General features: G+C 69.6%; 22 protein-coding genes and 1 pseudogene. 12 read left to right on the forward strand and 11 right to left on the reverse strand.

Features of this window, described 5'->3' with window-relative positions:
* Positions 1-126: 126 nt before the first annotated feature.
* Entirely contained in the window at positions 127-486 is a 360-nt protein-coding gene (locus ACFOSH_RS21855; RefSeq protein ID WP_378240884.1) for an antibiotic biosynthesis monooxygenase, read from the reverse strand.
* A gap of 49 nt (positions 487-535) precedes the next feature.
* Between ACFOSH_RS21855 and ACFOSH_RS21860 the strand changes: the two genes are divergently transcribed.
* Together ACFOSH_RS21860 and ACFOSH_RS21865 are read left to right on the forward strand one after the other, a co-directional pair.
* Complete coding sequence (locus ACFOSH_RS21860; protein ID WP_378240885.1) at positions 536-1,393, forward strand: DUF1206 domain-containing protein; 858 nt, start codon at positions 536-538, stop codon at positions 1,391-1,393.
* A 51-nt stretch (positions 1,394-1,444) separates the two neighbouring features.
* Complete coding sequence (locus tag ACFOSH_RS21865; protein WP_378240886.1) at positions 1,445-2,794, forward strand: DUF2252 domain-containing protein; 1,350 nt, start codon at positions 1,445-1,447, stop codon at positions 2,792-2,794.
* Between the two features lie 20 nt (positions 2,795-2,814).
* On the opposite strand, the gene ACFOSH_RS21870 is transcribed toward ACFOSH_RS21865, so the two are convergent.
* Positions 2,815-5,385, reverse strand: a complete 2,571-nt coding sequence (locus ACFOSH_RS21870) for an FtsX-like permease family protein (RefSeq protein WP_378240887.1) — start codon at positions 5,383-5,385, stop codon at positions 2,815-2,817.
* Between the two features lie 5 nt (positions 5,386-5,390).
* Positions 5,391-6,131 (reverse strand): ABC transporter ATP-binding protein, encoded by a 741-nt coding sequence (locus ACFOSH_RS21875; protein ID WP_378240930.1) that lies wholly within the window; start codon positions 6,129-6,131, stop codon positions 5,391-5,393.
* A gap of 141 nt (positions 6,132-6,272) precedes the next feature.
* Here ACFOSH_RS21875 and ACFOSH_RS21880 point away from each other — a divergent pair, with 141 nt between their 5' ends.
* Both ACFOSH_RS21880 and ACFOSH_RS21885 read left to right on the forward strand, forming a co-directional pair.
* Positions 6,273-7,472, forward strand: coding sequence for a sensor histidine kinase (locus ACFOSH_RS21880; protein WP_378240888.1), 1,200 nt, complete (start codon positions 6,273-6,275; stop codon positions 7,470-7,472).
* A complete protein-coding gene (locus tag ACFOSH_RS21885; protein WP_378240889.1) occupies positions 7,460-8,107 on the forward strand; it encodes a response regulator in 648 nt (215 codons plus the stop codon). Before ACFOSH_RS21880 ends, ACFOSH_RS21885 begins: the two co-directional genes overlap by 13 nt.
* Positions 8,108-8,314: 207 nt before the next feature.
* On the opposite strand, the pseudogene ACFOSH_RS21890 reads toward ACFOSH_RS21885, so the two are convergent.
* Positions 8,315-9,153: pseudogene (locus tag ACFOSH_RS21890) on the reverse strand (Lrp/AsnC family transcriptional regulator).
* Between ACFOSH_RS21890 and ACFOSH_RS21895 the strand changes: the two are divergent.
* Positions 9,064-9,288 carry an aromatic-ring hydroxylase C-terminal domain-containing protein gene (locus ACFOSH_RS21895; RefSeq protein WP_378240931.1) on the forward strand — a complete coding sequence of 75 codons (225 nt, stop codon included), beginning with the start codon at positions 9,064-9,066 and terminating at the stop codon, positions 9,286-9,288. The pseudogene ACFOSH_RS21890 and the gene ACFOSH_RS21895 overlap by 90 nt on opposite strands.
* Here ACFOSH_RS21895 and ACFOSH_RS21900 read toward each other — a convergent pair.
* Positions 9,285-9,725, reverse strand: coding sequence for a hypothetical protein (locus tag ACFOSH_RS21900; RefSeq protein WP_378240890.1), 441 nt, complete (start codon positions 9,723-9,725; stop codon positions 9,285-9,287). The two genes, ACFOSH_RS21895 and ACFOSH_RS21900, sit on opposite strands and share 4 nt — an antisense overlap.
* Before the next feature lie 81 nt (positions 9,726-9,806).
* Here ACFOSH_RS21900 and ACFOSH_RS21905 point away from each other — a divergent pair, with 81 nt between their 5' ends.
* On the forward strand, positions 9,807-10,694 hold the full coding sequence (locus ACFOSH_RS21905; protein WP_378240891.1) for a hypothetical protein: 888 nt from the start codon (positions 9,807-9,809) through the stop codon (positions 10,692-10,694).
* Positions 10,695-10,816: 122 nt separating this feature from the next.
* Positions 10,817-11,809, forward strand: a complete 993-nt coding sequence (locus ACFOSH_RS21910; protein ID WP_378240892.1) for an aldo/keto reductase — start codon at positions 10,817-10,819, stop codon at positions 11,807-11,809.
* Between the two features lie 137 nt (positions 11,810-11,946).
* On the opposite strand, the gene ACFOSH_RS21915 is transcribed toward ACFOSH_RS21910, so the two are convergent.
* Complete coding sequence (locus ACFOSH_RS21915; protein ID WP_378240893.1) at positions 11,947-12,897, reverse strand: NADP-dependent oxidoreductase; 951 nt, start codon at positions 12,895-12,897, stop codon at positions 11,947-11,949.
* Positions 12,898-12,978: 81 nt separating this feature from the next.
* Here ACFOSH_RS21915 and ACFOSH_RS21920 point away from each other — a divergent pair, with 81 nt between their 5' ends.
* The 5 genes from ACFOSH_RS21920 to ACFOSH_RS21940 all read left to right on the forward strand — a co-directional run bounded on the left by ACFOSH_RS21920 (position 12,979) and on the right by ACFOSH_RS21940 (position 15,740).
* Positions 12,979-13,551 (forward strand): TetR/AcrR family transcriptional regulator, encoded by a 573-nt coding sequence (locus ACFOSH_RS21920; RefSeq protein WP_378240894.1) that lies wholly within the window; start codon positions 12,979-12,981, stop codon positions 13,549-13,551.
* 26 nt (positions 13,552-13,577) lie between these two features.
* Positions 13,578-13,796: a hypothetical protein gene (locus ACFOSH_RS21925; RefSeq protein WP_378240895.1), complete on the forward strand. Its 219-nt coding sequence runs from the start codon at positions 13,578-13,580 to the stop codon at positions 13,794-13,796.
* Positions 13,797-13,803: 7 nt separating this feature from the next.
* Positions 13,804-14,442, forward strand: a complete 639-nt coding sequence (locus tag ACFOSH_RS21930) for a transglutaminase-like domain-containing protein (protein ID WP_378240896.1) — start codon at positions 13,804-13,806, stop codon at positions 14,440-14,442.
* Positions 14,443-14,513: 71 nt separating this feature from the next.
* Entirely contained in the window at positions 14,514-14,708 is a 195-nt protein-coding gene (locus ACFOSH_RS21935) for a hypothetical protein (RefSeq protein WP_378240897.1), read from the forward strand.
* A 6-nt stretch (positions 14,709-14,714) separates the two neighbouring features.
* Positions 14,715-15,740: a serine hydrolase domain-containing protein gene (locus ACFOSH_RS21940; protein ID WP_378240898.1), complete on the forward strand. Its 1,026-nt coding sequence runs from the start codon at positions 14,715-14,717 to the stop codon at positions 15,738-15,740.
* Positions 15,741-15,782: 42 nt separating this feature from the next.
* Here the strand turns inward: ACFOSH_RS21940 and ACFOSH_RS21945 are convergent, their stop codons facing one another.
* Genes ACFOSH_RS21945 through ACFOSH_RS21965 form a run of 5 tightly spaced genes read right to left on the reverse strand, consistent with a single transcriptional unit; the run spans position 15,783 to position 24,576 of the window.
* A complete protein-coding gene (locus ACFOSH_RS21945) occupies positions 15,783-19,103 on the reverse strand; it encodes a serine hydrolase (protein ID WP_378240899.1) in 3,321 nt (1,106 codons plus the stop codon).
* Positions 19,100-20,092, reverse strand: a complete 993-nt coding sequence (locus ACFOSH_RS21950) for an ABC transporter ATP-binding protein (protein ID WP_378240900.1) — start codon at positions 20,090-20,092, stop codon at positions 19,100-19,102. The genes ACFOSH_RS21945 and ACFOSH_RS21950 overlap by 4 nt, the downstream gene beginning before the upstream one ends.
* Positions 20,089-21,996 (reverse strand): dipeptide/oligopeptide/nickel ABC transporter permease/ATP-binding protein, encoded by a 1,908-nt coding sequence (locus ACFOSH_RS21955; protein ID WP_378240901.1) that lies wholly within the window; start codon positions 21,994-21,996, stop codon positions 20,089-20,091. Before ACFOSH_RS21955 ends, ACFOSH_RS21950 begins: the two co-directional genes overlap by 4 nt.
* Position 21,997: 1 nt before the next feature.
* Positions 21,998-22,978 carry an ABC transporter permease gene (locus tag ACFOSH_RS21960; protein ID WP_378240902.1) on the reverse strand — a complete coding sequence of 327 codons (981 nt, stop codon included), beginning with the start codon at positions 22,976-22,978 and terminating at the stop codon, positions 21,998-22,000.
* Positions 22,978-24,576, reverse strand: coding sequence for an ABC transporter substrate-binding protein (locus ACFOSH_RS21965; protein WP_378240903.1), 1,599 nt, complete (start codon positions 24,574-24,576; stop codon positions 22,978-22,980). Before ACFOSH_RS21965 ends, ACFOSH_RS21960 begins: the two co-directional genes overlap by 1 nt.
* Between the last annotated feature and the right edge of the window lie 8 nt (positions 24,577-24,584).

A 24,584-nucleotide genomic window follows, 5' to 3' on the forward strand; every position in this document is an offset into this window, starting at 1 on the left:
CCTAGCCGGAAGGGTCACCTCCCAGCCTGTCGTGCGGGAGCCGGGACCGGGAGTGGCCGTGGTCCTTTTCGGACCGGGACTTTCGGCCCCTCCCCGCCGTGATCCTTCGACGCGTCTCCCCCGTGCTCAGTCACCTGCTCGCGGTCCGGGGGCGGTCTCCCGCACGACGCGGTAGCGCGGGTTGGAACTCACTCGTGACTCGACTTCGCCGGGCAGGCCGTCGAGCGCGGCTTGGATGGCCGCGAGACGGCCCGCGGTGTCCGACGTCTCTTCGAAACGCCGGTAGTCCGCCTCGCTCGCCCAGCTGACGAGGTTCAAGACCCTCGTCCCGTCGATGCTCGCGTGGAAGCGCGCCGAGACGTAACCCGGGTAGAACCGGACCCAGCGGTCCTGGATCGCGGCGAAGGCGTCCACCAACGCCGCCTGGGTCTCGGGTCCGTCGACCGCGTACTCGATGATCGAGTAGAAACCCTTGTCCTCGCTCATGTTCACTCCTTGTAGCAGTGGGTGAGCCCAGGATTCACCCTCCACCTCGGTGGAGATCAAGAGTGACCTGCCCGACATATCGGACACATTGCTCCGGCCGGCCCTGGTGGACGGGCGTCCGCTCGACAAGGATCGCCCGATGCGCGACAGCAAGGCCTTCGACCTGGTGGCCCGAGGTGGGCTCATCTGTTACGCCGTCGTGCATCTGCTCGTCGCGTGGCTCGCGACGCGGGTCGCGCTGGGCGACACGGCCAAGGCCGACAAGGCGGGTGCCCTGCAGGTGGTGGTCGCCGAAGGCGGTGCGTGGCTGCTGTGGCTGATCGCGGCAGGCCTCGCCGTACTGGCGTTGTGGCAGCTCAGCGAAGCGCTTACCGGGCACCGGCACGTGAAGGCGCGTCGGCGGACGGTGCGCAGGATCGTCAGCGGGATCGAGGTCGTGCTGTACGGCCTCGTCTCCTACAGCGCGGTGAAGATCGCCATAGCGGGCGCGGACGACGGACAGACGTCCTTGGTCGCGGAAATCCTCGCGCTGTCCTACGGCCAGGTCCTGGTGACCGTCGCCGGGATCGCCGTCGTCGCGGTGGCGGTGTTCCTCGCCTCGCGCGGCGTCCGGAAGACCTTCGTGCGGGAACTCGACTTCGGCGGTGCCTCTGGACCCACCCGGACCACGACGATCCGGCTCGGCCAGATCGGCTGGATCGCGGTCGCCATCGCGTACGGCACCGTCGGGGTGCTGACGGTCATCGCCGCGGTCACCTTCGACCCCGCCAAGGCGAGCGGACTCGACGCCGCGCTCAAGACACTCGTCGCCCAGCCCTACGGCGGTCCGATGCTGCTCGCGCTCGCGGCCGGTATCGCCGCGTTCGGGACTTTCGCGGTGCTGGACGCCCGATTCCGCAAGATCTGATCTGCCCGGCGAACCGACCTGTGGCACCGTGAGACCCGTCTGGAGGTCGTGATGGCAGGTGTGGTCGAGCGGATCCGCGAGCGAGGCGAGGACGATCGGCAGGCGCGGATCGTCGAGGTGCTGGTGGAGGCCTTCGACGACCTCATGCGCGCCGACGCCGACGCGTTCCGCCGCAAGTTCCGCAAGATGGCCGCCGCCCCGTTCGCGTTCTATCGCGGTTCGGCGTGCCTGTTCTACGCGGACATGGCGCACGAGGACGACCCGTGGGCGAACGACGAGACCAGCCGGGTGTGGATCCAGGGCGACCTCCACGCCGAGAACTTCGGCAGCTACATGGATTCGTCCGGGACGCTGGTGTTCGACGTCAACGACTTCGACGAGGCGTACCTCGGCTGCTTCACCTGGGATCTCAAACGGCTGGCGGCCAGTGTCGCGCTTCTCGCGTGGAGCAAGGCGATCTCGGACGACGACATCGAGACGCTGATCGGCACCTTCCTGCGCGCCTACGTGAAGCAGGTCCGCGAGTACGCCGAGCGCCCCGGCGACGAACTCGTCCGGCTCCAGCTGGACAGCACCGAAGGCGTTCTGCACAGTGTCCTGCTCCGGGCCCGGCTCAAGACGAGGATCGCCCTGCTCGACGAAGTGACCACTGTGGAGGATTACGACCGCAGGTTCCGGCACGGCCCGGGCGTTCGGGTGCTGGAAGTGGCAGAACGCGAAACCGCGATCGCCGCCTTCGAGTCCTATTTGGACACGATCCCGGAGAACAAGCGGTTCGGCAGTATCACCTACCGGGTCAAGGACATCGTCGGACGGACCGGCTTCGGCATCGGCTCGGCCGGGCTTCCCGCGTACAACATCCTCGTCGAGGGCCGGACCCAAGCCCTCGAGAACGACGTCGTCCTGTCGATGAAACAAGGCAACGTCGCGGCGCCGAGCAGGATCGTGTCCGAGAAGAGCATCCGCGACTACTTCAGCAACGAGGGTCACCGCACCGCCGTCTCCCAGCGCGCGTTGCAGGCGCACGCGGATCCCTGGCTCGGGTACACCGAGATCGACGGGACCGGTTTCGTCGTCTCCGAGTTGTCGCCCTACGTCGACGACCTGGACTGGTCGGAGCTGACCGAGCCGTCGGAGATGGGACCGGTACTCGACTACCTCGGCCGGGCCACCGCGAAGATGCACTGTGTGTCCGATTCGGACTCCGAACAGACGCTGGTCGATTTCCAGAGCGAAGAGGCCATCGCCGGGATCATCGGCGACCGCGAGGACGAGTTCGTCCGCGCGCTGACCGAGTTCGGGATGGCCTACGCCGCGCAGTCGCGGGAGGACCACCGGTTGTTCGTGGACGCCTTCCGCGGCGGGAAGATCCCCGCCGTCCGGCCCGCCGCGGAGGGCTGACCGCACGACGGGGAGCCCGTCTATTCGCGGAGGCCGATCGCCTCGATCGGCTTCGACCGCAGAGCCACCCTGGTGGCGAGGCCGAGCGAGACCAGGCCGAGCAGGATCGCCCCGGCGATGACCCCGCCGAAGACGGCGACCGTGCCGGACGGCAGCGGTGTCCCGCGCAGGCCGAGGTTCAGCAGCATCAGGGGAACCCCCGCCACCACGGTCCCGAGCAGCGCCGCGACCCCCACCGTCGCCAGCGCTTCGAAGCGCATCATCCGCACCACCTGGCGTTTGGTGGTGCCGATCAGGCGCAGCAGCGCGAACTCCCGCGAGCGCTGCGCAGTGCTCATCACCAGCGTGTTGGCCACCGAGATCACGACGTAGCCGAGGATCACGCCGACCGCGACCAGGTTCACGTAGAACTGGGCCTGCTGCTGACCACCGGCGGGCGCGGCTATCGCCGATCCCGGCGTCACGACCAGCCCCGGATAGCGGGTGGCGAGGTCACGCAGGGCGGCGGTCACGGCCGCGGAATCCGCGTCCGGCTGCTGCCGCACCAGTACGGAGTCGTCCATCCGGTCACCGGTGTGCGCCCTCGCCAACTCGACCGGCAGCACGTAACGACCGAAAGCCTGGTCGCGGGTGTACGTGGCGATCAGCCGCAGCTTCGCCGGGGCGCCGTCACCGAAGTAGAACTCGACCTCGTCGCCGATCTTCTTCTCGTACCAGTCGGCTTCCGATTCGCTCATCGCCACGGTGTTCCCGGTCAGATCGGTGATCTTGCCCGACACGACGCCCAGTTCGACGTTCCCGCGGACCTGTGAGCCGTCGAGCCCCTGCGCCCCGTATCGCTCGACGCGCAGGCTTTCCTGCTCCTGCACCGTGTTCATCACCTCGGTGCGCACGACCGGGGTCGCGGCGGCGACGCCGGGGATCCGCTGTGCCGCCGCGGCCACCTCCGGGGAGAGACCGCCTGTACCGCTCGCGAGCACGTGGTCCGCGGTGGTCGACTCGACGGTCTCCTCCTGCCTGGCGGCGGCCGCGGAGGTCTGGCTGTAGAACATCGTCAGCGCGAACGAGACCGCCAGCATCACCGGCGTCACCGCGGCCGCCAGGCGGCGCGAGTTGGCCTGGCTGTTGGCGGCGGCCAGGTAGCCGCTGATCCGCGAGATCCGGTTGAGCACCGGGGCGATCAGCCGTGTCATGAACGCGACCACCTTCGGGCTCAGCACGGCCAGCCCGATCACGATGATCAGCGAGGACCCCGACGAGGCCGCGAGCCCCGGCTCGCCACGCAAGAAGATCGGGACCAGTGAGCCGCCGAGACCGGCCGCCACCAGCGCGCAGCCGACGATGACTCGCACCCGGCCGAGTTCCTTGCGCTCCACGGCGGCCTCGCCGAGCGCCTCCACCGGGCGGATCGACGACGGGCGCCGGGAAGCCGACCACGCGGCCAGCCGGGCCGTGCCCAGGCCGAGCACCAGCGCGGCGACGAGCGGGATCGGGCTGAGCGCCAGTTCGAAGTCCGGCGGGATCACCCCGACGGCACCGAAGGCGTTCCTCAGCCCGAAGCCCACCGCCACGCCGAGACCGCTGCCCAGCACCCCGGCGACCACCGCGACCAGCATGGTCTCGGCGCCGATGAGCTTGCGGATCTGCTGGGGGGTCGCCGCGATCGCCCGCAGCAGCGCGAACTCCCGGCGACGCTGGTTGATGACCAGTGCCAGCGTGCTGGCCACGACGAACACCGCGATGAGGAGCGCGAACCCGCCGAACGAGCCGGCGAGCGCCATCAGCAACATGCGGGTCTGGCTGACGTCGAGGAACTCGACCGTGCTGCGCTCGACCCCGGTCGTCACGGTCACCTTGTCGGTGCCCACCGCGTCGCGGATCTTCTCGGCGAGGTCGCCCGGTTCGACACCCGGGTCCGCCAGCACGCCGATCGCGTGCGCCTGGCCGGGTGTGCCGGCGAGTTCGGCGGCCTTCTCCGGCGAGAAGAACACCGCGGACTGCCGGGTGAGGCCGTCACCCGACTTCGGGGCGGCGATCCCGGAGACCCGGAAGTCCACCGGGGTCGAGCGGACGGCGATCTTCACCTGCCCGCCGACGACGGCCTTGCTCCGAGCCGCCAGTTCCGCGTCGAGGACGACCTCGTCGGCGCCGGCGGGTGCCCGGCCGTCACGCAGCGAGAACGGCGCCAGCGCGGCGGCGTCCCAGTTGTGGCCCCACGACTGGCCGCCTTCCGGCCCGTTCAGCGCCCGGCCGTCGGCCGTCACCACGTTGGCCGGGAAACTCTGCTCCGCCACGACGCCCCGGACGCCGGGAACCGCGGTGATCGCCCCGGTGAGCGTCACCGGCACCGAGGCCTGCTCGGCGACCTGCTGGGCTTCGAGCGGACCCGCCCCGGGCGGGTCGACCGTCTGCTGACCGCCGACGACGACCGCGGCGTCGGCGTACCGCTGGGTCGGGACACCCGCCCGCAGGCCGGATTCCATCAGGATGCCGCAGCCGGCGACCAGCGCCGTCCCGCAGAGGATCGCGACGAACGCGCCGACGAAACCGCTCAGCCGGGTCTTCATCGTCTGCCATGCCAAGTCCCACATGACCGTCACCACTCCCCGAGGTGGGTCATGCGCTCGGCGACGCGTTCCGGGGTCGGCTGCGGGAGGTGCCCCGCGAGCTTGCCGTCGGCCAGGAACAGCACGCCGTGCGCGGCCGACGCCGCGACCGGGTCGTGTGTGACCATCAGCACGGTCTGACCCATGTCGTCCACAATGGAGCGGAGCAGGTCGAGCACCTGGCGCGCGGTGCGCGTGTCGAGCGCCCCGGTCGGTTCGTCGGCGAGGACGACCTCCGGCCGGGTGACCAGCGCGCGGGCGATCGCGACCCGCTGCTGCTGGCCGCCGGAGAGCTCCGACGGACGGTGTTCGAGCCGCTTCCCGATCCCGACCCCTTCGACGATCTCGCGCAGCCACTGCGGATCGGGCTTCCGCCCGGCCAGCCGCGTCGGGAGCGTGATGTTCTGCAGCACGTTCAGCGACGGCAACAGGTTGTAGGCCTGGAAGATGAACCCGATCCGGGTCCTCCGCAGCTCGGTGAGCGCTTTCTCCTTCAGCCTGCTCAGTTCCGTGTCCCCCAGCAGCACCCGTCCCGAAGTCGGCCGGTCCAGCCCCGCCGCGCAGTGCAGGAAGGTGCTCTTGCCCGATCCCGACGGACCCATCACCGCGGTGAACGTGCCCCTGCGCACCCCGACGGTCACCCCGTTCAAAGCCGTGACCGCGCCGTCACCGGATCCGTAGACCTTGCTCACGGATTCCAGTGCCAAGGCGCACGTGCCCCCTGCATTCATCATTTCCCCTTAACCGGTGGTGATCTCTCTCGGCAAAACCTACGGTCGCCGAGGGCTCCGATCGATCCCGCGTGAGGGAAGACTCGTGGTAGCGCTGGCACCACCATCAGGCCGCCGGAGTCCGGATGGGACACTGTCCGGGTGACTACCCGGCTGCGGTCCTGTTGGTCCGCGATCCGGTATCTGGCCATCGGCGCGGCCTCTTCGATGGTCTCCTGGTTCGTCCTCGTCGGCATGCTGTTCGTGCTGCTGATGTGCCCGTTCGGCGTCGGGATCCCGGCACTGCCACCCGCGCTCAAGCTGATCCGGCATCCGGTCAACTTCGAACGCCGCCGGGCCGCCCGCCTGCTCGGCGAGCCGATCCCCCAGCCGTACCGCTCCGGGAACCCGGTGACCGATCCGGCCTCGCGACGGGACCTGGGGTGGCTCGCCTTCCACGGTGCCACCGGTTTCGTCATCGGGGCGTTCGCCGTCGCGCTGCCCCTCGGCGGACTCCGGCAGGTCGTCTCGGCGATCGTCTGGCCGTCCGTGGACGGCGGGGTGGAAAGCTCACTCGGCTTCATGGTGACGTCGTGGCCGCTCGCGGCAGCCAGCGCGGTCACCGGTGTCGGCATGATGGCGCTCACGTTCTTGTTCCCGCGGGTGGCCCGTTGGCAGGCTTCCGCCGCGCGGAAGCTGCTCGCGCCCGCGCCCGGTGTCGTGCTGACCGACCGCGTCGTCGAACTGGCCGCGTCCCGTGCCGCCGCGCTGGAGGCGCACGGCGCCGAACTCCGTCGCCTCGAACGGGATCTGCACGACGGGACACAGGCGAGGATCGCCGCGGTGGTGCTGCAACTGGGGATCGCCGACTCGATCTTCGAGAAGAATCCGGAGAAGGCACGGGAGTTGCTGGGCAAGGCGCAGGACACCGCGACCGGCGCGCTGGCCGAACTGCGGACCGTCGTCCGCAGTATCTATCCGCCGCTGCTGACCGACCGCGGCCTCGACGGCGCTGTCACCGCGCTGGCGGACCGCTGCCCCGTTCCGTGCACCGTGGACGTTCGCAGCAGCAGCCGTCGCCCGGCCGCGGTCGAGGCCGCCGCCTACTTCGTCGTCGCCGAGATGCTGGCCAACATCACCAAGCACTCCGGCGCCGAACACGCCTCGATCACCCTCGACGGCACCGCCGACACCCTCCTCATCGAGATCCGTGACGACGGCCACGGCGGCGCCGACGAATCCGGCGGCAGCGGCCTGTCCGGGATCCGCAAACGCGCCGAGGCCTTCGACGGGACCTTGAAGCTGACCAGCCCGGCCGGTGGGCCGACCGTACTGAAAGTGGAGTTGCCATGCGGGTCGTGATCGTCGAGGACGACGCGCTGTTGCGTGAAGGCCTGGTGCTGCTGCTGAACACGTCGGGCATCGACGTCGCCGCGGCGGTGGACAACGTGGACGAATTCCTCGAAATCGTCACCGAGGACCGGCCCGACGCGGTGATCACCGACGTCCGGCTGCCGCCGACCCACACCGACGAAGGCCTCCGGGCCGCCGTCAAGGCACGGAAGATGTACCCCGGGCTGCCCGTGCTCGTGCTGTCCGCGCACGTCGAAACCGGCTACGCGGCGGAACTCCTGGCCGACGGCAAGGGCGCTGTCGGGTACCTGCTCAAGGAGCGGGTCGGGAAGGTCGAGAAGTTCCTCGACGCGCTGGACCGGGTCGTCAAGGGCGGGACGGCCATGGACCCCGAGGTGATCACCCAGCTGATGGCGCACCGCCGGGCGACCGATCCGCTCGAAGGGCTGACCGCGCGGGAACGCGAGGTACTCGGGCTGATGGCGGAGGGCTACAACAACACGACCATCGCCGAACTGCTCGTGGTGAGCGATGGCGCGGTGCACAAGCACATCCGGAACATCTTCGCGAAACTCGGGTTGCCGGAGGACAGCGGGCATCGGCGGGTTCTGGCTGTGCTCGCCTATCTGAGCGGGAAGAACTAGGCAGGACCCGTTTCGGGTGGTCGTGAGTGGCGTTTCGAGTTCCCTTGAGTGGTAGGGCAAAAGTGGCGTCGCGTCCGAACCCGCTGTGAGCGAGGACGTGACTCGCGTGATCAGGAACGTAACTCGCGAGACCGCACGACTGTAGGTACCTAGGACACCGTTGGCTCTAACCCGAAACGCCACTCACGACCACCTGGACCCACCACCTCAGCGACTCCGGTTCGCGGCGCGCTTGACGGTCCGGATCACCGGCGCCGTCTCGATGTGCGTGATGGCGGGCAGCGCGGCCACCCGGGTGGCCAGGTAGCGGTAGAGCTCCCGCTGATTCGCGCACACCGCTGTCGCGCACAGGTTCGTCGGCCCGGTCGTGGCCGCGGCGAACGCGATCTCGGGATGCCCAGCCAGAGCACGGTCCGGGTGGTGATGTCGAACAGGCTTCCGTCGACGTCGATGTCGAGGTACAGAACGCCGCGTTCGCGCAGTTCGGTCATCCGTCGCCGGACCGTCGTCGGTGACCAGCCGGTCACCGCGGCCAGCTGCGAGAGCTCGGTCCGGCCGTCGGTGGCGAGCATGGCCAGGAGCTTCCGGTCCCCGTCGTCGAGCCGCACCGGTCCCGGCCGGTGCGACACCGGCGGCGGGCGCAGCCGCTCGATCGCTTCCTCGTCCAGCGAGCCGATCTTGGCGACGAAGCTGTCCGCGCCGCCGTAGAAAGCATGCAGCACGGAGTGCGCGGTCACCCCTTCCACGCGCGGGGTGCGCGGAAGCTTGGCCAGCAGCAGCGCCTCGCTGTCGGCCTCGCTTTCCGTGCGGACCGTGCAGGTGATCTCGGTGCCGCCGGAGGTCAGGCTCACCCAGGACGTGTCCGGACGCCTGGCCAGCGCCTCGGCGACCGCGCCCGAAGCGGCGGGCGCGCAGCGCACCCGCAGGAACCACAGCACCGCGCCCAGCGCTGTCGGATCGACGCCGCCGAGCACCCGCACCGCCCCCGTCGACCGCAATCGGGCGTACCTGCCGACAGTTTCGCCAAGGTCGCCGGCCTCTGGCAGGGCCGGGTGGACCGCGCGGGTCAAGGCGCCGGCAACGAACCGATGCTCATCCGCCCGGACGGCTATGTGTGCTGGGCGGGAGACCCGGACGACCTCGAACCGGCGCTCAGCCGCTGGTTCGGTATGCCGCTCTAGCTCGGCGGCTGCTGAGCCTGCGGGTTGGGCTGGGCATAACCGGGCTGGGCGTACCCAGACTGGGGAGGCGGGAACCCGGGCTGCGCGGTCACGGGGTAGCCGGCCGGTCCAGGGTTTCGCCGGCTCTTGACGACCCCGATCGCGACCAGGAGCCAAGAAAGCGCCGTGATGAGGTCGAGTGGGATGCCGACCCCCATGAAGATCAACCGGATCTCGTCGGCGGTGAGGCCGCCGGCCCAGGACGGCAGGTCCAAGACCACGAACTGCCACACGATGCTGATCACCGTCGAGAAGAGCATGACCGCGAAGGCGCCCACCATCAGGCCGGAGACTCCCCTGGAGCGTCCTTTGATCGAAAGGATCAGGCCAAGCATGCCCACCACGAGCAGCAACACTCGCGGGATGGCTTCGATGCTCGTGTACACAAGGGGTGACATGACTGCCTTTCACTGCTCTCCGCCGGAGATCGAGACGTCCGGGCTGGACAGATCCTAAGCGGTGGCGACGCCCGGTGTGGGGTGTTCAACGAAGAAACCCGGGTGTCCGGGCAGGTCTGGAGCCTTATCGTCGGCGAGGTGGACGAGGCTTCGGTACGCATGACGCTCTCGGTGGCGAGGGCCGCCGAACGCCGCGGTCGCCTGGCGCCGGGCGACTGGCCGGACGTGGCGGTCGCCATGCTGTTGGAAGGCAACGAAGATCCGGAGATCGCCGTGCTATGGTCGCTTTCATCGCGGCGCTGGCCAGTGGCCACATCTGTGCTCGCTATCCACTGGAATTCCGGCACCGGCAATCTGCGGGGCGTCGCCCAGGGACGCGGTCATTCCCGGTGTCCTGTCGGCCAGTTCCCGAGCCGCTGCCTACCCGGCCTGAAACGGCTGACCCTGCACGGGAAGCTCGGCACGCTGACCAATGCCGAGAGCCTCAACCGGCTCACACCGGCGCATGTTCCGCACCTTGAGACACTGTTCCTGTCCAGCGTGCCTGCCGAATACGCCACCGCCATGCGAGCGATCTGGCGCACGGAGATCCCCAACGGAACTGACGTGGACATCCACGCGCCACCGAAGCCGGACTGGGTCGCGGAAAATCGGGACAACCCGCTGCGTGACTGGGATGGACGCGAGCACATCAGTACCGCTCGCTTCAAGAAAGCCGTCGGCCAGTACAAGACCACACGACGTGCCGTGCTCGCCGAACTCCGTGCCCCAGGGACGGCCGATCAGCGGTCGCGGCTGTTCTCGCTCGGGCGCGAGTACGGCGAGGCCTTCAACCACATGGATCGCCGGAATTCCTTCATCGAAACAATGGAACGTGAAGAACTCTTCGACGGGCTGGCCGACATCGTGAAGACCGCCGAGGAGGAACTCGGTCGCGATCTCGCCCAGGGTTCACTCGCCCGCGCCTGACCAGTCGGCGGGGAAGCTGGCCCTCCGGTTTGACTTGGAGCGCGCTCGAGGTCCTAGCGTCGGTGGCGTTCGTCAGCCTTCGAGGTTCCGCCCGGTCGGCCGGGCAGAGGGAGTGTCCGCCCATGATCGCCCGAACCACGCTCGGCTCGCCCGGTCTCATCGTCAGCGCGATGGGCTTGGGGTGTATGGGGATGAGCGAGAGCTACGGTGCCTCCGACTGGGACGGCGGCCTGGCCACCATCGACCGGGCCTTGGAGCTGGGAGTCACGTTCCTGGACACCGCCGACGCCTACGGCACCGGGCATAACGAGGTGCTGGTGGGCCGGGCCGTCCACGGCCGCCGGGAGCGGGTACGGCTGGCCACCAAGTTCGGCATCGACCGCAGCGCCGGCGACCGGGCCCGCCGGATCCGCGGTGCCCGGGACTTCGTGCTGCGCTCATGCGATGCCTCGCTGCTGCGGCTGGGTGTCGAGGTGATCGACCTGTACTACGCCCACCGCCCGCCCCAGGACGTGGAGATCGAGGAGACCGTCGGGGCGATGGCCGAGCTGGTCGAGGCGGGCAAGGTCCGCCACCTGGGCTTGTCCGAGGTCGACGGCGAGCTGTTGCGCCGGGCGCACGCGGTGCACCCGATAACCGCGGTACAGAGCGAATACTCGCTGTGGACCCGTGACGTCGAGGCGGTCGCCCCGGTGATGGCCGAGCTGGGTGTCGGGCTGGTGCCGTACTCGCCGCTGGGGCGGGGGTTCCTGACCGGCAGCCTGGACCGCTCCGCGCTGGGCGAGAAGGACTTCCGGCGCACCAACCCCCGCTTCGCCGGTGAGGCGGGCGAGGCCAACGAGAAGATCGCGCAGACCGTGCGCGAAGTGGCCGACCGGCTGGGTGCCACCCCGGCCCAGGTGGCGCTGGCCTGGGTGTATGCCCAGGCCGAGCGGCTCGGGGTGGCGGTGGCGACTATTCCGGGCACCCGCAGCCCGGCCCGGTTGGAGCAGAACGCGGCCGCACTGGAGCTGGTCCTGGACGCCGAAGCGCTGACCGCGCTTGACCCGCTGAGCAGCCAGGTGACGGGCGAGCGCTACACCCCCGCGCACACCGCCGAGGTCGCGCAGGGCTGAGGTCGTTCGAGGGTGGCCGGTGGGCTCGACGCGCGCCGGCCACCTCACCGGTCACGAACAACGAAACCCGTGCCGTGCGAACATCCGCTCATTCGGAGAATCGGGAGCTGAAATTGCCTGGCCAGGCGGCGAGGCGATCAGAAGACGAGGATGAGCTTGCCGCCGGGCCGGCGGGACTGGCTGAGCTTGGCCGCCTCGTGGATCTGGTCGAGGGTGTAGGTGCGGGCGACCGATACGGCCAGGATGCCTTCGCCGGCGAGCCGGGCGAACTCGTCCATCTGGTCGTAGCGGATCTCGGTGGTGGTCCGGACGCCCAACTCGGCCGCGGCCGCGAAGTCCGAGACGGTGAGAACGCGGTCGGGGTCCCCGGTCAGCTCGATCAGGGTCGGCAGTGAGCCGCCTGCCGGGCTGGGCTGGTAGGCGCGGTCGATCCGGCCGCCGGTCGGTGCCGTGTCCAGGGCGCGGTCGACGTGGCCTCCGGCAAGTGCGCTGACGCGTTCGGTCATGCCCTCGCCGTAGGCGGTCACCTGGGCGCCGATCTCTTCCAGGGCGGCCGCCCGAGTCGGCCCGGCGGTGGCGATCACCCGGACACCCCGGTGCAGCGCGAAGCGCACCGCCGCCTCACCCACGGTGGTACCCGCGCCGTGGACGAGTAGCAGCTCACCCGGCTGGACGCCGAGGTCGTCGAGCGCGCGCCATGCCGTCTCGGCCGCCATCGGGAGCGCGGCGGCCTGCTCGGCGGTGACGCCCTCGGGAATACGTGCCCAGGCCGGCATCAGCGCGTACTCGGCGGCGCCGGCTGTCGGGCCGTCGAAGGTGGCCGGGCCGAACACGCGGTCGCCGATCTGGATGCCGGTGACGCCCTCGCCGAGCGCGTCGACGGTGCCCGCGATCTCGAGGCCGAGCCCGCGCGGCAGCGGTGGCAGTCGGTCGGCGAGGAGACCGTCGACGACGTGCCAGTCAGCCGGGTTCAGGCCGCACGCTCGCACGGCGATCCGGATCTGGCCGGGTCCCGGCTCCGGCTGCGGGACGTCGCGGAGCACGATCACGTCCGGGTGCCCGAACCGGTCGAACTGCAGAGCCTTCATGATGATCTCCAAGTGATGACAGCATCTGTTGTCGTCGACCCTAGCAGGACGACGACAGTCTCTGCTGTCATCCTGGTGGCTATGCCGAGATGGGAATCCGACGCACAGGGCCGACTCGAGCGCGCGGCGCTCGAGCTGTTCGAAACACAGGGGTTCGAGCGCACCACGGTCGCGCAGATCGCCCGTACCGCCGGTCTGACCGAGCGCTCGTTCTACCGCTACTTCCCCGACAAGCGGGAAGTCCTTTTCGCCGGTAACGAGCTGGAGGCCCACCTCGTCGCCCAGGTCGAGGCGGCCGCCCCGGACCTCATGCCGTTCGAGGCGCTGCTGACCGCGCTGGGAACCGCCGACGAGGTCTTTCGCTCGCGCGAGTTCCTGCTGCGCCGCGTCGGGGTGATCGCCGCCAGCCCGGCGCTGGCCGAACGCGACCTGATCAAGCTCGCCGACATCGCACGCGCACTGGCGCGGGCGCTCGAGGGCCGCGGCGTCGAGTCCGGCGAGGCACGCTTCATCATCGACGTCGCGATCGCGATCTCCCGGCGCGCCACGTCCCGCTGGCTGGCCGACCCGGACGCGACCTTGTCCGAGCTCATCGCCCAGGCCGCCGCCGAGTTGCGTGACGCGGTCACGCCGCGAGCCCCGACGGTCCGCTGAGCAGGGTCGGCCGAGCTCCCCTATCCGTGACCGAGGAGCTCCACGTCTCCTGGGACGTGAATCAGCGCAGCGTCCGCGTTCGGTACGCACGGGCGTCGGACCTCATTGTCGACGTCTACCGCGAACAAGCGACCCTTCTCACGGTCGACGACCGCAAGACCAGCCCGCTCGTCGTGTTGGAGTACTACGCGGAAGGCTGCCGCGGCCGGATCGAGTTTTCCCGCCTCCGCGGCCCGTCACTATGATCGTCCCATGGCGAAGGTCCTCGACTACGCGACGCCTGGCCCGTTCACAGACCTCGATGGCGTCAGTCCGCTCGTTCTGGAATCCTTCGCGACCGATCCGGTGGAGATCTGCTCCCCTGTCCACGAACTCGTCATTCAACCCACTGACACGCAAGCCCTGAATCTCTCCGCCGGACGCTTCGACGAAAACCAGATCCGGCCTGCCGGGGAATTGGTCCGGCGGCTGCTGGCGCTGGATCCGGCGCCGCCGGCAACGGGGCGCGAGCCGGGCAAGCGTGTGGTGGGTACCTGTCGGCATTTCGCGGTGCCGAGCTGTGCGCTGTTGCGCCACCGAGGTATCGCCGCCCGTGTCCGCTGTGGTTTCGCCACGTACTTCCAGCCGGGACAAAGGCTGGGCCACTGGATTACCGAGTACTGGGACGACGACGGCTCTCGCTGGGTTCGTCTGGACTCCGAGATACTCGGGCGAACGGTGCTGCCGCATCCGCACGACCTGCGCCCTGGCGAGTTCCTCTCCGGCGGGGAGGCGTGGAGTGGGCCGGATGACCGATGCCTACGACGGGAAGACCGGCGCGGACTACGACGAGCTTCTCGACGAACTCACCCGCGCGTTCCCGAAGGCCTGATCGGCCAAGCCGCCAGGTAGCGCCAGCACCACCTCGCAACCGGGGGTCACTCCCCTGGCCCCGCACCTCGCCCTTCCCTAGCGTATTTCCCATGAACGACACCAAAAACACCAGTGGCGCCCTCGTCACGGCTTCCCTCTGGCTGGTCCTCCTCGTCAGCGCCGCGGCCAACTCGATCGGACAGTTCGCGGGGATGGACTGGACCTTCCGAATGATCGCGGGTGCCGTCTCGGTCGTCTGCATCGTGCTTCTGATCATCCGTTATGTGTTGCGGCGTAAGGCCTGAACGATCATGATCGGAAGATCACCGCTCGTCGTGGACCGAGCGATCGAGCAAGCGGCGCAAGAGATCGTCGGCCAGGGCGCGACCGGCGTCCAGATCCGTTCGGTCCGGGACGGCGGGGTCCGTACAGCGTCCGCGGGCTTGGCCGATGTGGTCGCGAAAAGCCCTGTCCACGACGAGGGACGGTTCCGGATCGGCAGTGCCACCAAGCCGTTCGTCGCGACCGTCCTCCTGCAACTGGTGGCGGAGCACCGGCTCCGGCTGGACGACCCGATCGAGTATCACCTTCCCGGGCTCCTGCCGGACGGGAAGACGATCACGGTCCGGATGCTGCTCCAGCACACCAGCGGACTGTACGAGTACCTCCGCAGCATGCCGCTGACCAACGACGACTTCGCGAAGTACCGCTTCAAGCACTTCGAACCCGAGGATCTCGTCGGGCTCGCCACCGCGAAACCGCTCGACTTCCGGCCGGGCACCGCCTATTCCTATGCCAACACGAACTATCTCGTACTGGGCATGCTGATCGAGCGGATCGCCGGACGGCCGTGGGGCGCCGAGGTGACCGAACGGATCTTCGCACCGCTGCGCATGGACCACAGTTCCGTTCCCGGCGACCGGATCCGCATCCCCGGCAAACACGCCCGCGGCTACCAAGCGGTCCAGCGGTCCCTTGTGGACGTGACCGAGATGAACCCCAGCTTGGCGGGTTCGGCCGGGGCCTTGATTTCGACGACAGCCGACCTCGACAAGTTCATCCGGGCCCTGGTGGGCGGGAGACTGCTCTCCCGCCCACTGCTCGCCGAGATGACCCGGCCCCTGCCGTTCACCGAGGGATACGCACTCGGGCTCGAAACCCGGACGACGCCGTGCGGCGTGACCGTGATCGGCCACAGTGGCGGAATTCCCGGCTACGGCACCGTCGCCTTCACCAGTCTCGACGGAAACCGCCGGGTAGTCGCATCTTGGACCCACGGACACGATCCCGGCAATGACGCCGCCCGCGCGGTCATCGACAAGGTCATCTGCGCCTGAACGCTCGGCCCGCCCGGAATCGTCCGGGCGGGCCGAGTGCTTTCAGGACACCTTCGGCGTCGCGCGCACACCGTGGTGCACGTACGGCTCACCTGTCGACAGGGTGTAGAACGTGACCGGTATCCAGGTCTGTGCACCCGGCTCGCGGCAGACGTAGAGCGAGTCGGTCACCGGGACCAGGTCGAACTCCATCGTCTTCTCCGGCACGAGATCGGCCAGCGGACCCGTGGCGGTCTGCCGGAGCCGGAGACCGTCCCCTTCGGCCAGGACCTCCATCTGCACCCCGGCCCGTTCGTAGACACCGACGTGCCTCGAACCGTCGACGGTGACCGGGGTCGCGGGCGGCTCCAGTGGTCGCGGCATCGCCACATCGGCGAGTTCGGCGAAGATCTCCCGGTACAGCTCCTGGAACAGGTCGCGGGTGTTGCCGCCGTTGGTGAGCAGCGTGACGGCGAGCCCCTGATCGGGCAGCAGCCGCAGGAACGCCGACTGGCCGATCGTGTTGCCGTCGTGGCCGATGACCCGCCGTCCGCTCCACTCGTCGCGGATCCAGCCGAGGCCCCAGGAATCGCCGAGCGAGTGCTTGTCGGGGATGTCGGTCTGCTTCTCGGCCATCGCGGTGATGGACGCCGTGGTCAGGATCCGCTCACCGGACGGGGTGAGACCGCCCGTCAGGTGCAGCCGGGCGAAGCCGAGGACGTCCTTGGTCGTGGCCGTGATCAGGCCGGCCGGACCCATGTTCCGGGGCAGCCCCCAGATGGGCGCGGGCTGCTGTTCTCCGTCCGCGCCGGCGACGTGACCGACGGCCGCGCGGAACATCAGCGCTTCCTCCGGCAGGGTCACCGTGTGGGTCAGGCCAAGCGGGGCGAACAGCTTCTCGCGCATCGCGGCGTCCCAGGTCCGCCCGGTGAGCTTCTCGACGACCCGGCCCATGAGCACGAAACCCGAGTTGCAGTAGGAGAACGTCTCCCCGAGCGGATGGTTCTGCACGGCCTGGTCGAGGATCTCGACGTAGCGCTCGAGGCAGTCGTCACCCCGACCGGTGTCGGTGAAGACGTCCCCGTCGATCCCGCTGGTGTGCGTCAGCAGATGCCGCATGGTCACCTGCTTGGCGACGTCCGGATCGGCCAGCCGCAGTTCCGGGACGACGTCGGAGATCGGCGCGTCCAGATCGAGAAGCCCTTCGTCGACCAGTTGCATCACCACGGTCGAGGTCCACACCTTGGAGACCGAACCGATCTGGAACACCGAATCCTCGGTGACCTCGACCCCGGTCGCCGTGTTGAGCACGCCGTAGGAGGCGTGCACCTCGGCGTCGTCACCGATCCGCGTGATGCCCAGCGCCGCACCGGGAACGCGGTGCTTGCGCGCCAGTTCGGCCAGGCGCCGGCGCCAGTGCGCCGCCTCGATCGGCACCCGCGACACCCCGTCGGACGGCCCCGCGTACTGCCCGACCCAGTCGAGGACACGCCGGTTGAAGTCGAGGCGGTGCGAAGGCGGGCCGTCGAGGATGAACAGATGCGAGGCACCCGGGTACAGCACCATCCGGGACGGGACGCCGCGTGCGCGCAGGGCGCCGAACCACTGCTCGGCCTGGCCGACCGGGCAGCGCTCGTCTTCCGCGCCCTGGATCACCAGCGTCGGCGTCCGCACCTGGGCGACCTGGGCGAACGGCGAGAACTGGTCGTTTGCCTTGTCCCACGACGGGCCGCCGAGCTCGCTGACAGCCAGGTAGTGCCCGGCGTCGGAGGTGCCCTCCATGCTGGTCAGATCGCTGACCACGCCACCGGCGACAGCGGCGGCGAAGCGGTTGTCGCGGCTGGTCAGGTAGCAGGTCATGAACCCGCCGTAGCTGTAGCCCGCCACGGCGAGGCGGTCCGCGTCGGCGATCCCTTCGGCGACAAGCTGATCCAGCGGTTCAAGGAAGTCTCCGGCGTCCGCGGTGCCCCAACCGCCGACTGCGCCTGTGAAGAAGTCCTCGCCGTAGCCGTCGCTGCCCCGAGGATTGAGCAGCAGCACCGCCCAGCCTCGGGCGACGAGCGCCTGGTGATAGAGATGGATCGAATCTGCCGCGCCGTTCCAGGCGTTGTGCGGGCCACCGTGGATGTCGAGCAGCAGCGGGGCGGCACCTGAGCGGTCCGTGTCACGCAGCAACCAGCCGTGGACGACGGTGCCGTCGCCGATGGTGAACTCCCGTTCCTCGTGGCGGAAAAGGTCGATATCCGCGACCGTGGCGCCGTGCTCGGTGCGCACGTCGACATCGCCGGTGGCCGGGTCCACGACGGCGATCTCGCCGAACGAGGTACCGGTGGCCAGGACGACCACCGCCCGGTCGCCCGCGATGTCCATTCCGGACACGACGCGGTCGGCGCCCGCCAGCACCGCGCGCGGGTTCCCGCCGTCGGTGTCCACTCGGTACAGATGAGTACAGCCGCGATCGCGGAGGCCGAACAGCACGGAGCCGCCGTCCGCGGTCAGCTTCGGGAGCGCGCCCGGGTAGCCGGCGCCGCCGAACATCACGTTGCGGTCCAAGGAAGCCGTCAGGTCGACGGAGCCGCCGCCGTCGAGCGGGACCCTCAGCAGCCCGAGGTGGCCGACTTCGGTGTCGCCTCGGCCCGCGACCAGGAGTTCGAGGCCATCGGCGGTCCAAGTAGCCGTGCCGGCCATGCCTTCGCCGGAGCCGATCAGCCGCGGCTCGGACGTCTTCGTCGTCACGTCCAGAACGTAGGCGCCGGAACGGAAGGTCAGATCCGCGTCGGAGTCCCGTCCGGCGGTGAAGGCCAGGTGGGTGCCGTCGGGCGACCAAGTGGGCTCACCGGCGTGCCAATCGCCGAAGGTGACTTGCCGGACCTCACGAGTGGCGACGTCTAGGACGTGCAGGTGCTTGCGGATCGTCTTGATCAGTCCGGCACCGTCGGCCTTGAAGTCGATCCGGTCGGCCACCACCGGAGCGTTCGGCGCGGGTTCGTCACCCGCCAGGTCGACCGCGGCCGAGAACGCGATCTTGGCGCCGTCCGGGCTCCACACCGGTGCGCCCGCCCCGAGCGGAAGTTCCGTGACGCGCTCGGCTTCCCCGCCCGACGACGGCAGGAACCACACCTGCGGCGGCCCGTCCTGAGCACGGAGGAACGCGATCCGCGTGCCGTCCGGCGCCCAGCTCGGGGTCATGTCGGCGGTTCCGCGCGTGAGCTGCCGGGCGTCGCCGGTGGTCGCGCCGACCTCCCAGAGCGTGTGCTCGTTCCGGTCCTCGTCGCGGTTCGCGGTCCGCAGGACGTAGACGATCCGGCTGCCGTCCGGTGACAGCGAAGGCTGACTGGGGACGGCGATTTCGTACAGGTCGTCGAGACCGAGACGTCGGGTCATGGTGCGCTTGCTCCTCTGGGGATCGTGAGCTCGTGGCTCTCGTTTTCGCTGAAGTGGCAGGCCGCCGAGTGGGGTCGGTGTGCCACGTCGTCGGCAGGGTCCGCCTGAAGACAGAGCCGGCGGTCCGCTCGCACGAGCGGGCCGACCGGACATCGTGTGTGGTAGCGGCACCCGGCCGGCGGGTGGTGCGGATCGGCGGGCTCGGCGTCGGCGGTCGCCTCGTCCGCGCCGGTGTCGAACAGCGAGGTGTGCGCGGACGGCGCCGCCGCGAGCAGGTCACGCGTGTAGGGATGTTGCGGATCCGTGAGCACCTGCTCCGCCGGGCCGATCTCGACGATGCGGCCGAGATACATCACGGCGACGATGTCGCTGAGATAGCGGATCACCGCGAGGTTGTGCGAGATGAACAGCATCGACAGGCCCAGCCGCCGTTGCACCGACCGGACGAGGTTGAGCACCGCGCCCTGCACCGAGACGTCGAGCGCGGAAGTGATCTCGTCCGCGATGAGCACCTCCGGCCGCCCGGCCAGCGCGCGGGCGAGCGCCACCCGCTGCCGCTGGCCACCGGAGAGCTGCCCCGGCAGATGCCCGGCGCGGTCCGGATCGAGATTGACCAGCTCCAGCAGCCGGGCGACCTCGTCCCGGCGCGCGGCGCGGCCGGGAAGGACGCCGCGCGGGATCGCTTCGGTGATCGACTCCCCGATGCTCATCCGGGGGTCCAAAGAGGAATACGGATCCTGGAACACCATCTGCAGCGGAGGGCGCCGTGGCAGTTTCCGGATGTCCACCCCGCCCAGCAGGACCCGACCGGCGCTGACCGGCGAGAGGCCGACGGCGGCCCGGGCCAGCGTCGATTTCCCCGAGCCCGATTCGCCGACGAGACCGACGACCTGTCCGGAAGGGACGGTCAGGCCGACGCGGTCGACAGCGGTGAGACCGCGCCTCCCGCCATACCGCACGCTCACCGCGTCGAAGACGAGATCGCTCACTCCGCACCTCCGGCGGTCACGGTTTCCTTTGTGGGCTGGGAAAACGACGTCTCCTGCGGATACCAGCACGCGACGCGGTGCCCGGATTCCACGCTTTCCAGCACCGGATCTTCGAGACGGCAGCGATCGGTCACCGCGGGGCACCTGTCGGCGAAAGCACAGCCGCTGGGTACGCGATCCGGTTCCGGCGGACGGCCGGGGATCACCGCGAGCGGCGCCTCACGATCGGTCTCGAGGTCGAGCGTCGCGGCCAGCAGGGCCCGCGTGTACGGATGCCGCGGTGTCCCGGCCGACGGCAGGTCCTCCACCACCCGGCCCGCGTACATGACCAGCATCCGTTCGCAGGTCTGCGAAACGACCGCGATGTCGTGGCTGATCAGGATGATCGCCGTGTTCCGCTCCGACCTGGTCCGCGCCAGCAGGCGCAGCAACTGCCGCTGCACGGTGACGTCCAGCGCCGTGGTCGGTTCGTCGGCGATGATCAGCCGCGGGTCACCCATCAGGCCCATGCCGATCATCGCGCGCTGGCGCATCCCGCCGGAGAACTCGTGCGGGTACTGCTTCGCCCGCCTCTCGGCCGCGGGGATCCGTACCGCGCGCAGGCGGTCCACGGCCCGTTCGAACGCCTTGGCACGCGGGAGGCCCTGGTGCTGTTCGGCGACTTCGGCCAGCTGACGGCCGATCCGCTTGGTCGGGTTGAACGAGGTCATCGGGTCCTGGAACACCATCGCCAGCGACGTGCCGAGCAAGCCGCGCAACTCCCGTTCCGGAGTGGTCAGCAGCGGTTTCCCGGCGAACTCGAGCCGGTCCGCGGTGACCACGGCCGGCGCTTCGACCAGCCGGGACACCGCCAGCCCGGTCAGGCTCTTCCCCGAGCCCGACTCGCCGACGACGCCGATCGCCTCGCCCGCGTGGACGGTGAAGCTCACCCCGCGTACCGGGACCGTCCAGCCCGCCGGGCGCGGGAACGCCACCTGGAGGTTCTCCACCACCAGCACCGCGTCGTCCCGGTCTTCGGCGACCTCATCCCTGGCGGGGGTGACCGACCGCGGCGCGAGCTTGCGGAGCCCGGTGCGGACCCCGATCACCCCGGCCACGGTCTCCCCCACCAGGTTGAAGGCGAGCCCGGCCAGCACCACCGCGACACCCGGTGCGAGGGCGGCCGCCGGGTTGACGTAGATCCCGTTGAGTCCTTCGCCGAGCAGCCGTCCCCAGTCGTAATCCGGTGCCTGCACACCGATGCCGAGGAACGACAACCCGGAGAACGCCAGCAGCGAGGCGCCCGCGCCGATGGTCGCGTTCACCACGAGCGGTTCACCGATGTTCGGCAGGATGTGCCGGACCAGCAACCGGATCCGGCCGACCCCGGAGATCCGGGCGGCGGACACGAAGTCCTGGCCCGCCACGGAAGCCGAAAGCGTCTGGGCCAGCCGCGCGAACGCGGGCGCCAGCGCGAAACCGACCGCCATCACCGCGCCGTGAGTGCCGACCCCGAAGATCACCGAGAAGAACAACACCAGCAGCAGCCCGGGGAACGCCACCGCGATGTTCACCGCCGAGGTGACCAGCCGTGCGGCGGGCCGCGGCAGCAACGAGGGCAACGTGCCGAGGACGAGCCCGGTCACCACCCCGATCACCGTCGCGAGCACCGCCAGCAGCACCGAAAGCCGGGTCGCCACCAGTACCCGGAAAAGGATGTCGCGGCCGAGATCGTCGGTGCCCAGCCAATGCGCCGCCGACGGACCTTGCGCGATGGCTTCGGTGTCGATCTCGAAGGCGTTGTCGTGCCACAGGATCGGGGCCAGCACCGCGAGCACGAACACCACGACCAGCAAGGTCGCCGAGAACGCGCCCACCGGGGTGCGCAGGGCCGCGACCCATTTCGCGCGCCGATTCACCACCATGTCAGCTCTCCCGGATCGTCGAACGCGGATCGAGGACGGCCAGCAGGGCGTCCACCGTCAGGTTCACCAGCAGCACCCCGATGCCGTAGACGAGCACGATCCCCTGCACCAGCGGATAGTCCTTCTGCAGGATCGACTGCGCGATGGTGGATCCGAGACCGGGCCAGGCGAACACGTTCTCCACCAGCACCGTCCCGGCGACCATCCCGGTGAGCATCAGCCCGCTCATGGTCAGCGTCGCGGTCAGCGCGTTCGGCAGCGCGTGCCGCAGGTAGACCAGCCGCGCGGGCAACCGTTTCGCCCGCGCTGTGCGGATGAAGTCGTTGCCCAGCACGGAAAGCGTCTCGACCCGCACGATGCGGGCGAGTACCGAGGCCGGGCCGAGCGCCAGCGCGATGACCGGGAGCACGAACGAACTCGCGTCCGCGTTCCCGGCGACCGGGAACCAGCCGAGCTGGACCGCGAAGAACGCGACCAGCGCGACGGCGAGCAGGAACTCCGGGATGGCCGCGAGCAGCACGGTCGTCGAAGTGAACCCCAGCTCGCCGCCCCGCCGCCGTCCGCCACGGGTCAGCACGGCGAACAGGAGGCCCAGCGGGATCGCCACCGCGATGACCACCGCGAAGGCGGGCAACGCCAGCTGGAGGGTGGCGGGCAGCCGGTCCCCGATCACCTCGGAGACCGCCTGCCCGCTCGTCATCGACGTCCCGAAGTCACCGGTGACCAGCCCACCGATGTAGTGGACGTACTGCAGCCACAACGGATCGTCGAGCCCGAGGGCCGCCCGCCGCGCGTTCACCAGTTCCACCGGAGCGGTCAGCCCGAGCGCCGCGCGGACCGGGTCGCCGGGGATCAGCTGGATCATCAGGAACGCCGTGGTCACCAGGACCCACAGCGAAACCGCGAACCGGCCGAGGCGGCGCACCGCGAACGAGAGCCAGGGACTACCGCGCAGTCCCGACGGCGCCAGGGCGACCACCATCAGCTGTACATCCGGACACTAGACGGCTCGATCGAGCCGAAGTTGACCTTGAACCGCGCGTTGCTGCCGAAGATCGGGATGACCGAGTTGACGTACGGCACGACGTCCAGCCGCTCGATGAGCGCCGATTCCGCCGCGAGCCACGTCGCGCAGCCGGCGTCACCCGGCATCTGCGCCGCCTGCGCGGCCTGCGACGTGTACCGCTCGTTCTCGATGTGCGCGAAGTTCGTCCCGGCGGGCGGTTTCGGCCCGGAGACGAACGAGCCGACCTGACTCGGCAGCAACAGGGTCACCGGCGCGAGCGAGATGTCCCACTCGCCGGTGTTGAAGAGCACCTGGCTGGTACCCGGGCTGTCGAGGGCCTTGAGCGTGACGTCCGCACCGGCGGCCTTCCACGACTGCTGCATCAGTTCGGCCGACGACGCCATCGTCGGCCCCAGCTGGGAGCCGTAGATCGCGGTGAGCGCGAGCCGTTTGCCGTCCTTGACCCGAACGCCGTCCGCTCCCGGCTTCCACCCCGCCGCGTCGAGGGCGGACTTGGCGGCGGCGACGTCGAACGCGGGCAGCTTGCCCGACACCGCGTCACCGGCGCACGCCCTGGGTTCGGTGGTGACCATCCCCTGGCTGGGCGCCCCGGCGCCACTCGTGAGCACCTTGCCGATCTGGGCCAGGTCGAGGGCCTGCACCAGCGCGCGGCGGACAGCCTGATCGCCGCCCGCGCGACCGGGCGCCTGGTTGAAGAACATCTCTCCCATCGGCACGACCTGCTCGCCGTGGAACAGCTTCTGGGCGCGGAGGCGCTGCTGGTCCTGACCGGTGATCCGGGCGGCGTTGACCTCACTCGACAGCAGCAGGTTCGAGGTGGTCGTCATGTTCTGGATGACCCGGAAGACCACCTTCTCCGGCAGGCCCGGCTGCTCACGCTGCCAGTCCCCCGGCCCCCACGCGTAGTCCTTCCGCCGCGTCAGGGTGTAGCGGTCGTTCGGCACGATCTCGGACATCGTGAACATGCCGGTGCCGTACTTCCCCTTGGCCAGCGCCTGCCGGTCGGTCACGCCCTTGCCGCAGACGATCGGCAGGCCGCCGGCATTGCGCAGCAGGAAGGCGTCCGGGGCTCCACTGGTGAGGGTGACCGTCCGCGCCGCGTCGTCGGCGGTCGCCTTGGACCCCGGTGCGATCGTGAGCCCCGACATCGGGGACTTGTTGGCGGGATCGCCGACGAAGTTGATGTTCGCGGCGACGTCGCTCGCGGTGAGCGGCGTGCCGTCGTCGCAAGTGATCCCGTTGCGCAGGGTGAAGGAGGCCGTGGTCGTGGTGGCCTCGAACTTTTCGGCGAGCCCCGGGATCGGTTTGCCGGTCTCGTCGAGGTTGATCAGGCTGTCGTAGAGGTAGCGGCCGATCTCGAGAGCGGTCGAGAGCACGGTCATCGCCGGGTCCAGCGCTCCCGGATCGGTCCCGATCGCCATGGTGAAGGTCTTGCCTTCGGTGAGTTTCTGGTTCGCGGTCCGGTCTTCCCCGGATTGCGACGTCCCCCCGCACGCGCTCACGGTCAAGGCCACCACGCTCGCGATCGCGGCGGTGAGCCGGGCTTTCTTCATGGGGTTTC

Source organism: Amycolatopsis speibonae, assembly GCF_042647925.1.
GTDB classification, from domain to species: Bacteria; Actinomycetota; Actinomycetes; order Mycobacteriales; family Pseudonocardiaceae; genus Amycolatopsis; species Amycolatopsis speibonae.

Coding starts and splice junctions, on each gene's coding strand:
- ACFOSH_RS21855 (WP_378240884.1), bottom strand. CDS start 486: ATGAGCGAGGACAAGGGTTTCTACTCGATCATCGAGTACGCGGTCGAC.
- ACFOSH_RS21865 (WP_378240886.1), top strand. CDS start 1,445: ATGGCAGGTGTGGTCGAGCGGATCCGCGAGCGAGGCGAGGACGATCGG.
- ACFOSH_RS21870 (WP_378240887.1), bottom strand. CDS start 5,385: ATGTGGGACTTGGCATGGCAGACGATGAAGACCCGGCTGAGCGGTTTC.
- ACFOSH_RS21875 (WP_378240930.1), bottom strand. CDS start 6,131: ATGAATGCAGGGGGCACGTGCGCCTTGGCACTGGAATCCGTGAGCAAG.
- ACFOSH_RS21885 (WP_378240889.1), top strand. CDS start 7,460: ATGCGGGTCGTGATCGTCGAGGACGACGCGCTGTTGCGTGAAGGCCTG.
- ACFOSH_RS21900 (WP_378240890.1), bottom strand. CDS start 9,725: ATGTCACCCCTTGTGTACACGAGCATCGAAGCCATCCCGCGAGTGTTG.
- ACFOSH_RS21910 (WP_378240892.1), top strand. CDS start 10,817: ATGATCGCCCGAACCACGCTCGGCTCGCCCGGTCTCATCGTCAGCGCG.
- ACFOSH_RS21915 (WP_378240893.1), bottom strand. CDS start 12,897: ATGAAGGCTCTGCAGTTCGACCGGTTCGGGCACCCGGACGTGATCGTG.
- ACFOSH_RS21920 (WP_378240894.1), top strand. CDS start 12,979: ATGCCGAGATGGGAATCCGACGCACAGGGCCGACTCGAGCGCGCGGCG.
- ACFOSH_RS21930 (WP_378240896.1), top strand. CDS start 13,804: ATGGCGAAGGTCCTCGACTACGCGACGCCTGGCCCGTTCACAGACCTC.
- ACFOSH_RS21935 (WP_378240897.1), top strand. CDS start 14,514: ATGAACGACACCAAAAACACCAGTGGCGCCCTCGTCACGGCTTCCCTC.
- ACFOSH_RS21940 (WP_378240898.1), top strand. CDS start 14,715: ATGATCGGAAGATCACCGCTCGTCGTGGACCGAGCGATCGAGCAAGCG.
- ACFOSH_RS21945 (WP_378240899.1), bottom strand. CDS start 19,103: ATGACCCGACGTCTCGGTCTCGACGACCTGTACGAAATCGCCGTCCCC.
- ACFOSH_RS21955 (WP_378240901.1), bottom strand. CDS start 21,996: ATGGTGGTGAATCGGCGCGCGAAATGGGTCGCGGCCCTGCGCACCCCG.
- ACFOSH_RS21960 (WP_378240902.1), bottom strand. CDS start 22,978: ATGGTGGTCGCCCTGGCGCCGTCGGGACTGCGCGGTAGTCCCTGGCTC.
- ACFOSH_RS21965 (WP_378240903.1), bottom strand. CDS start 24,576: ATGAAGAAAGCCCGGCTCACCGCCGCGATCGCGAGCGTGGTGGCCTTG.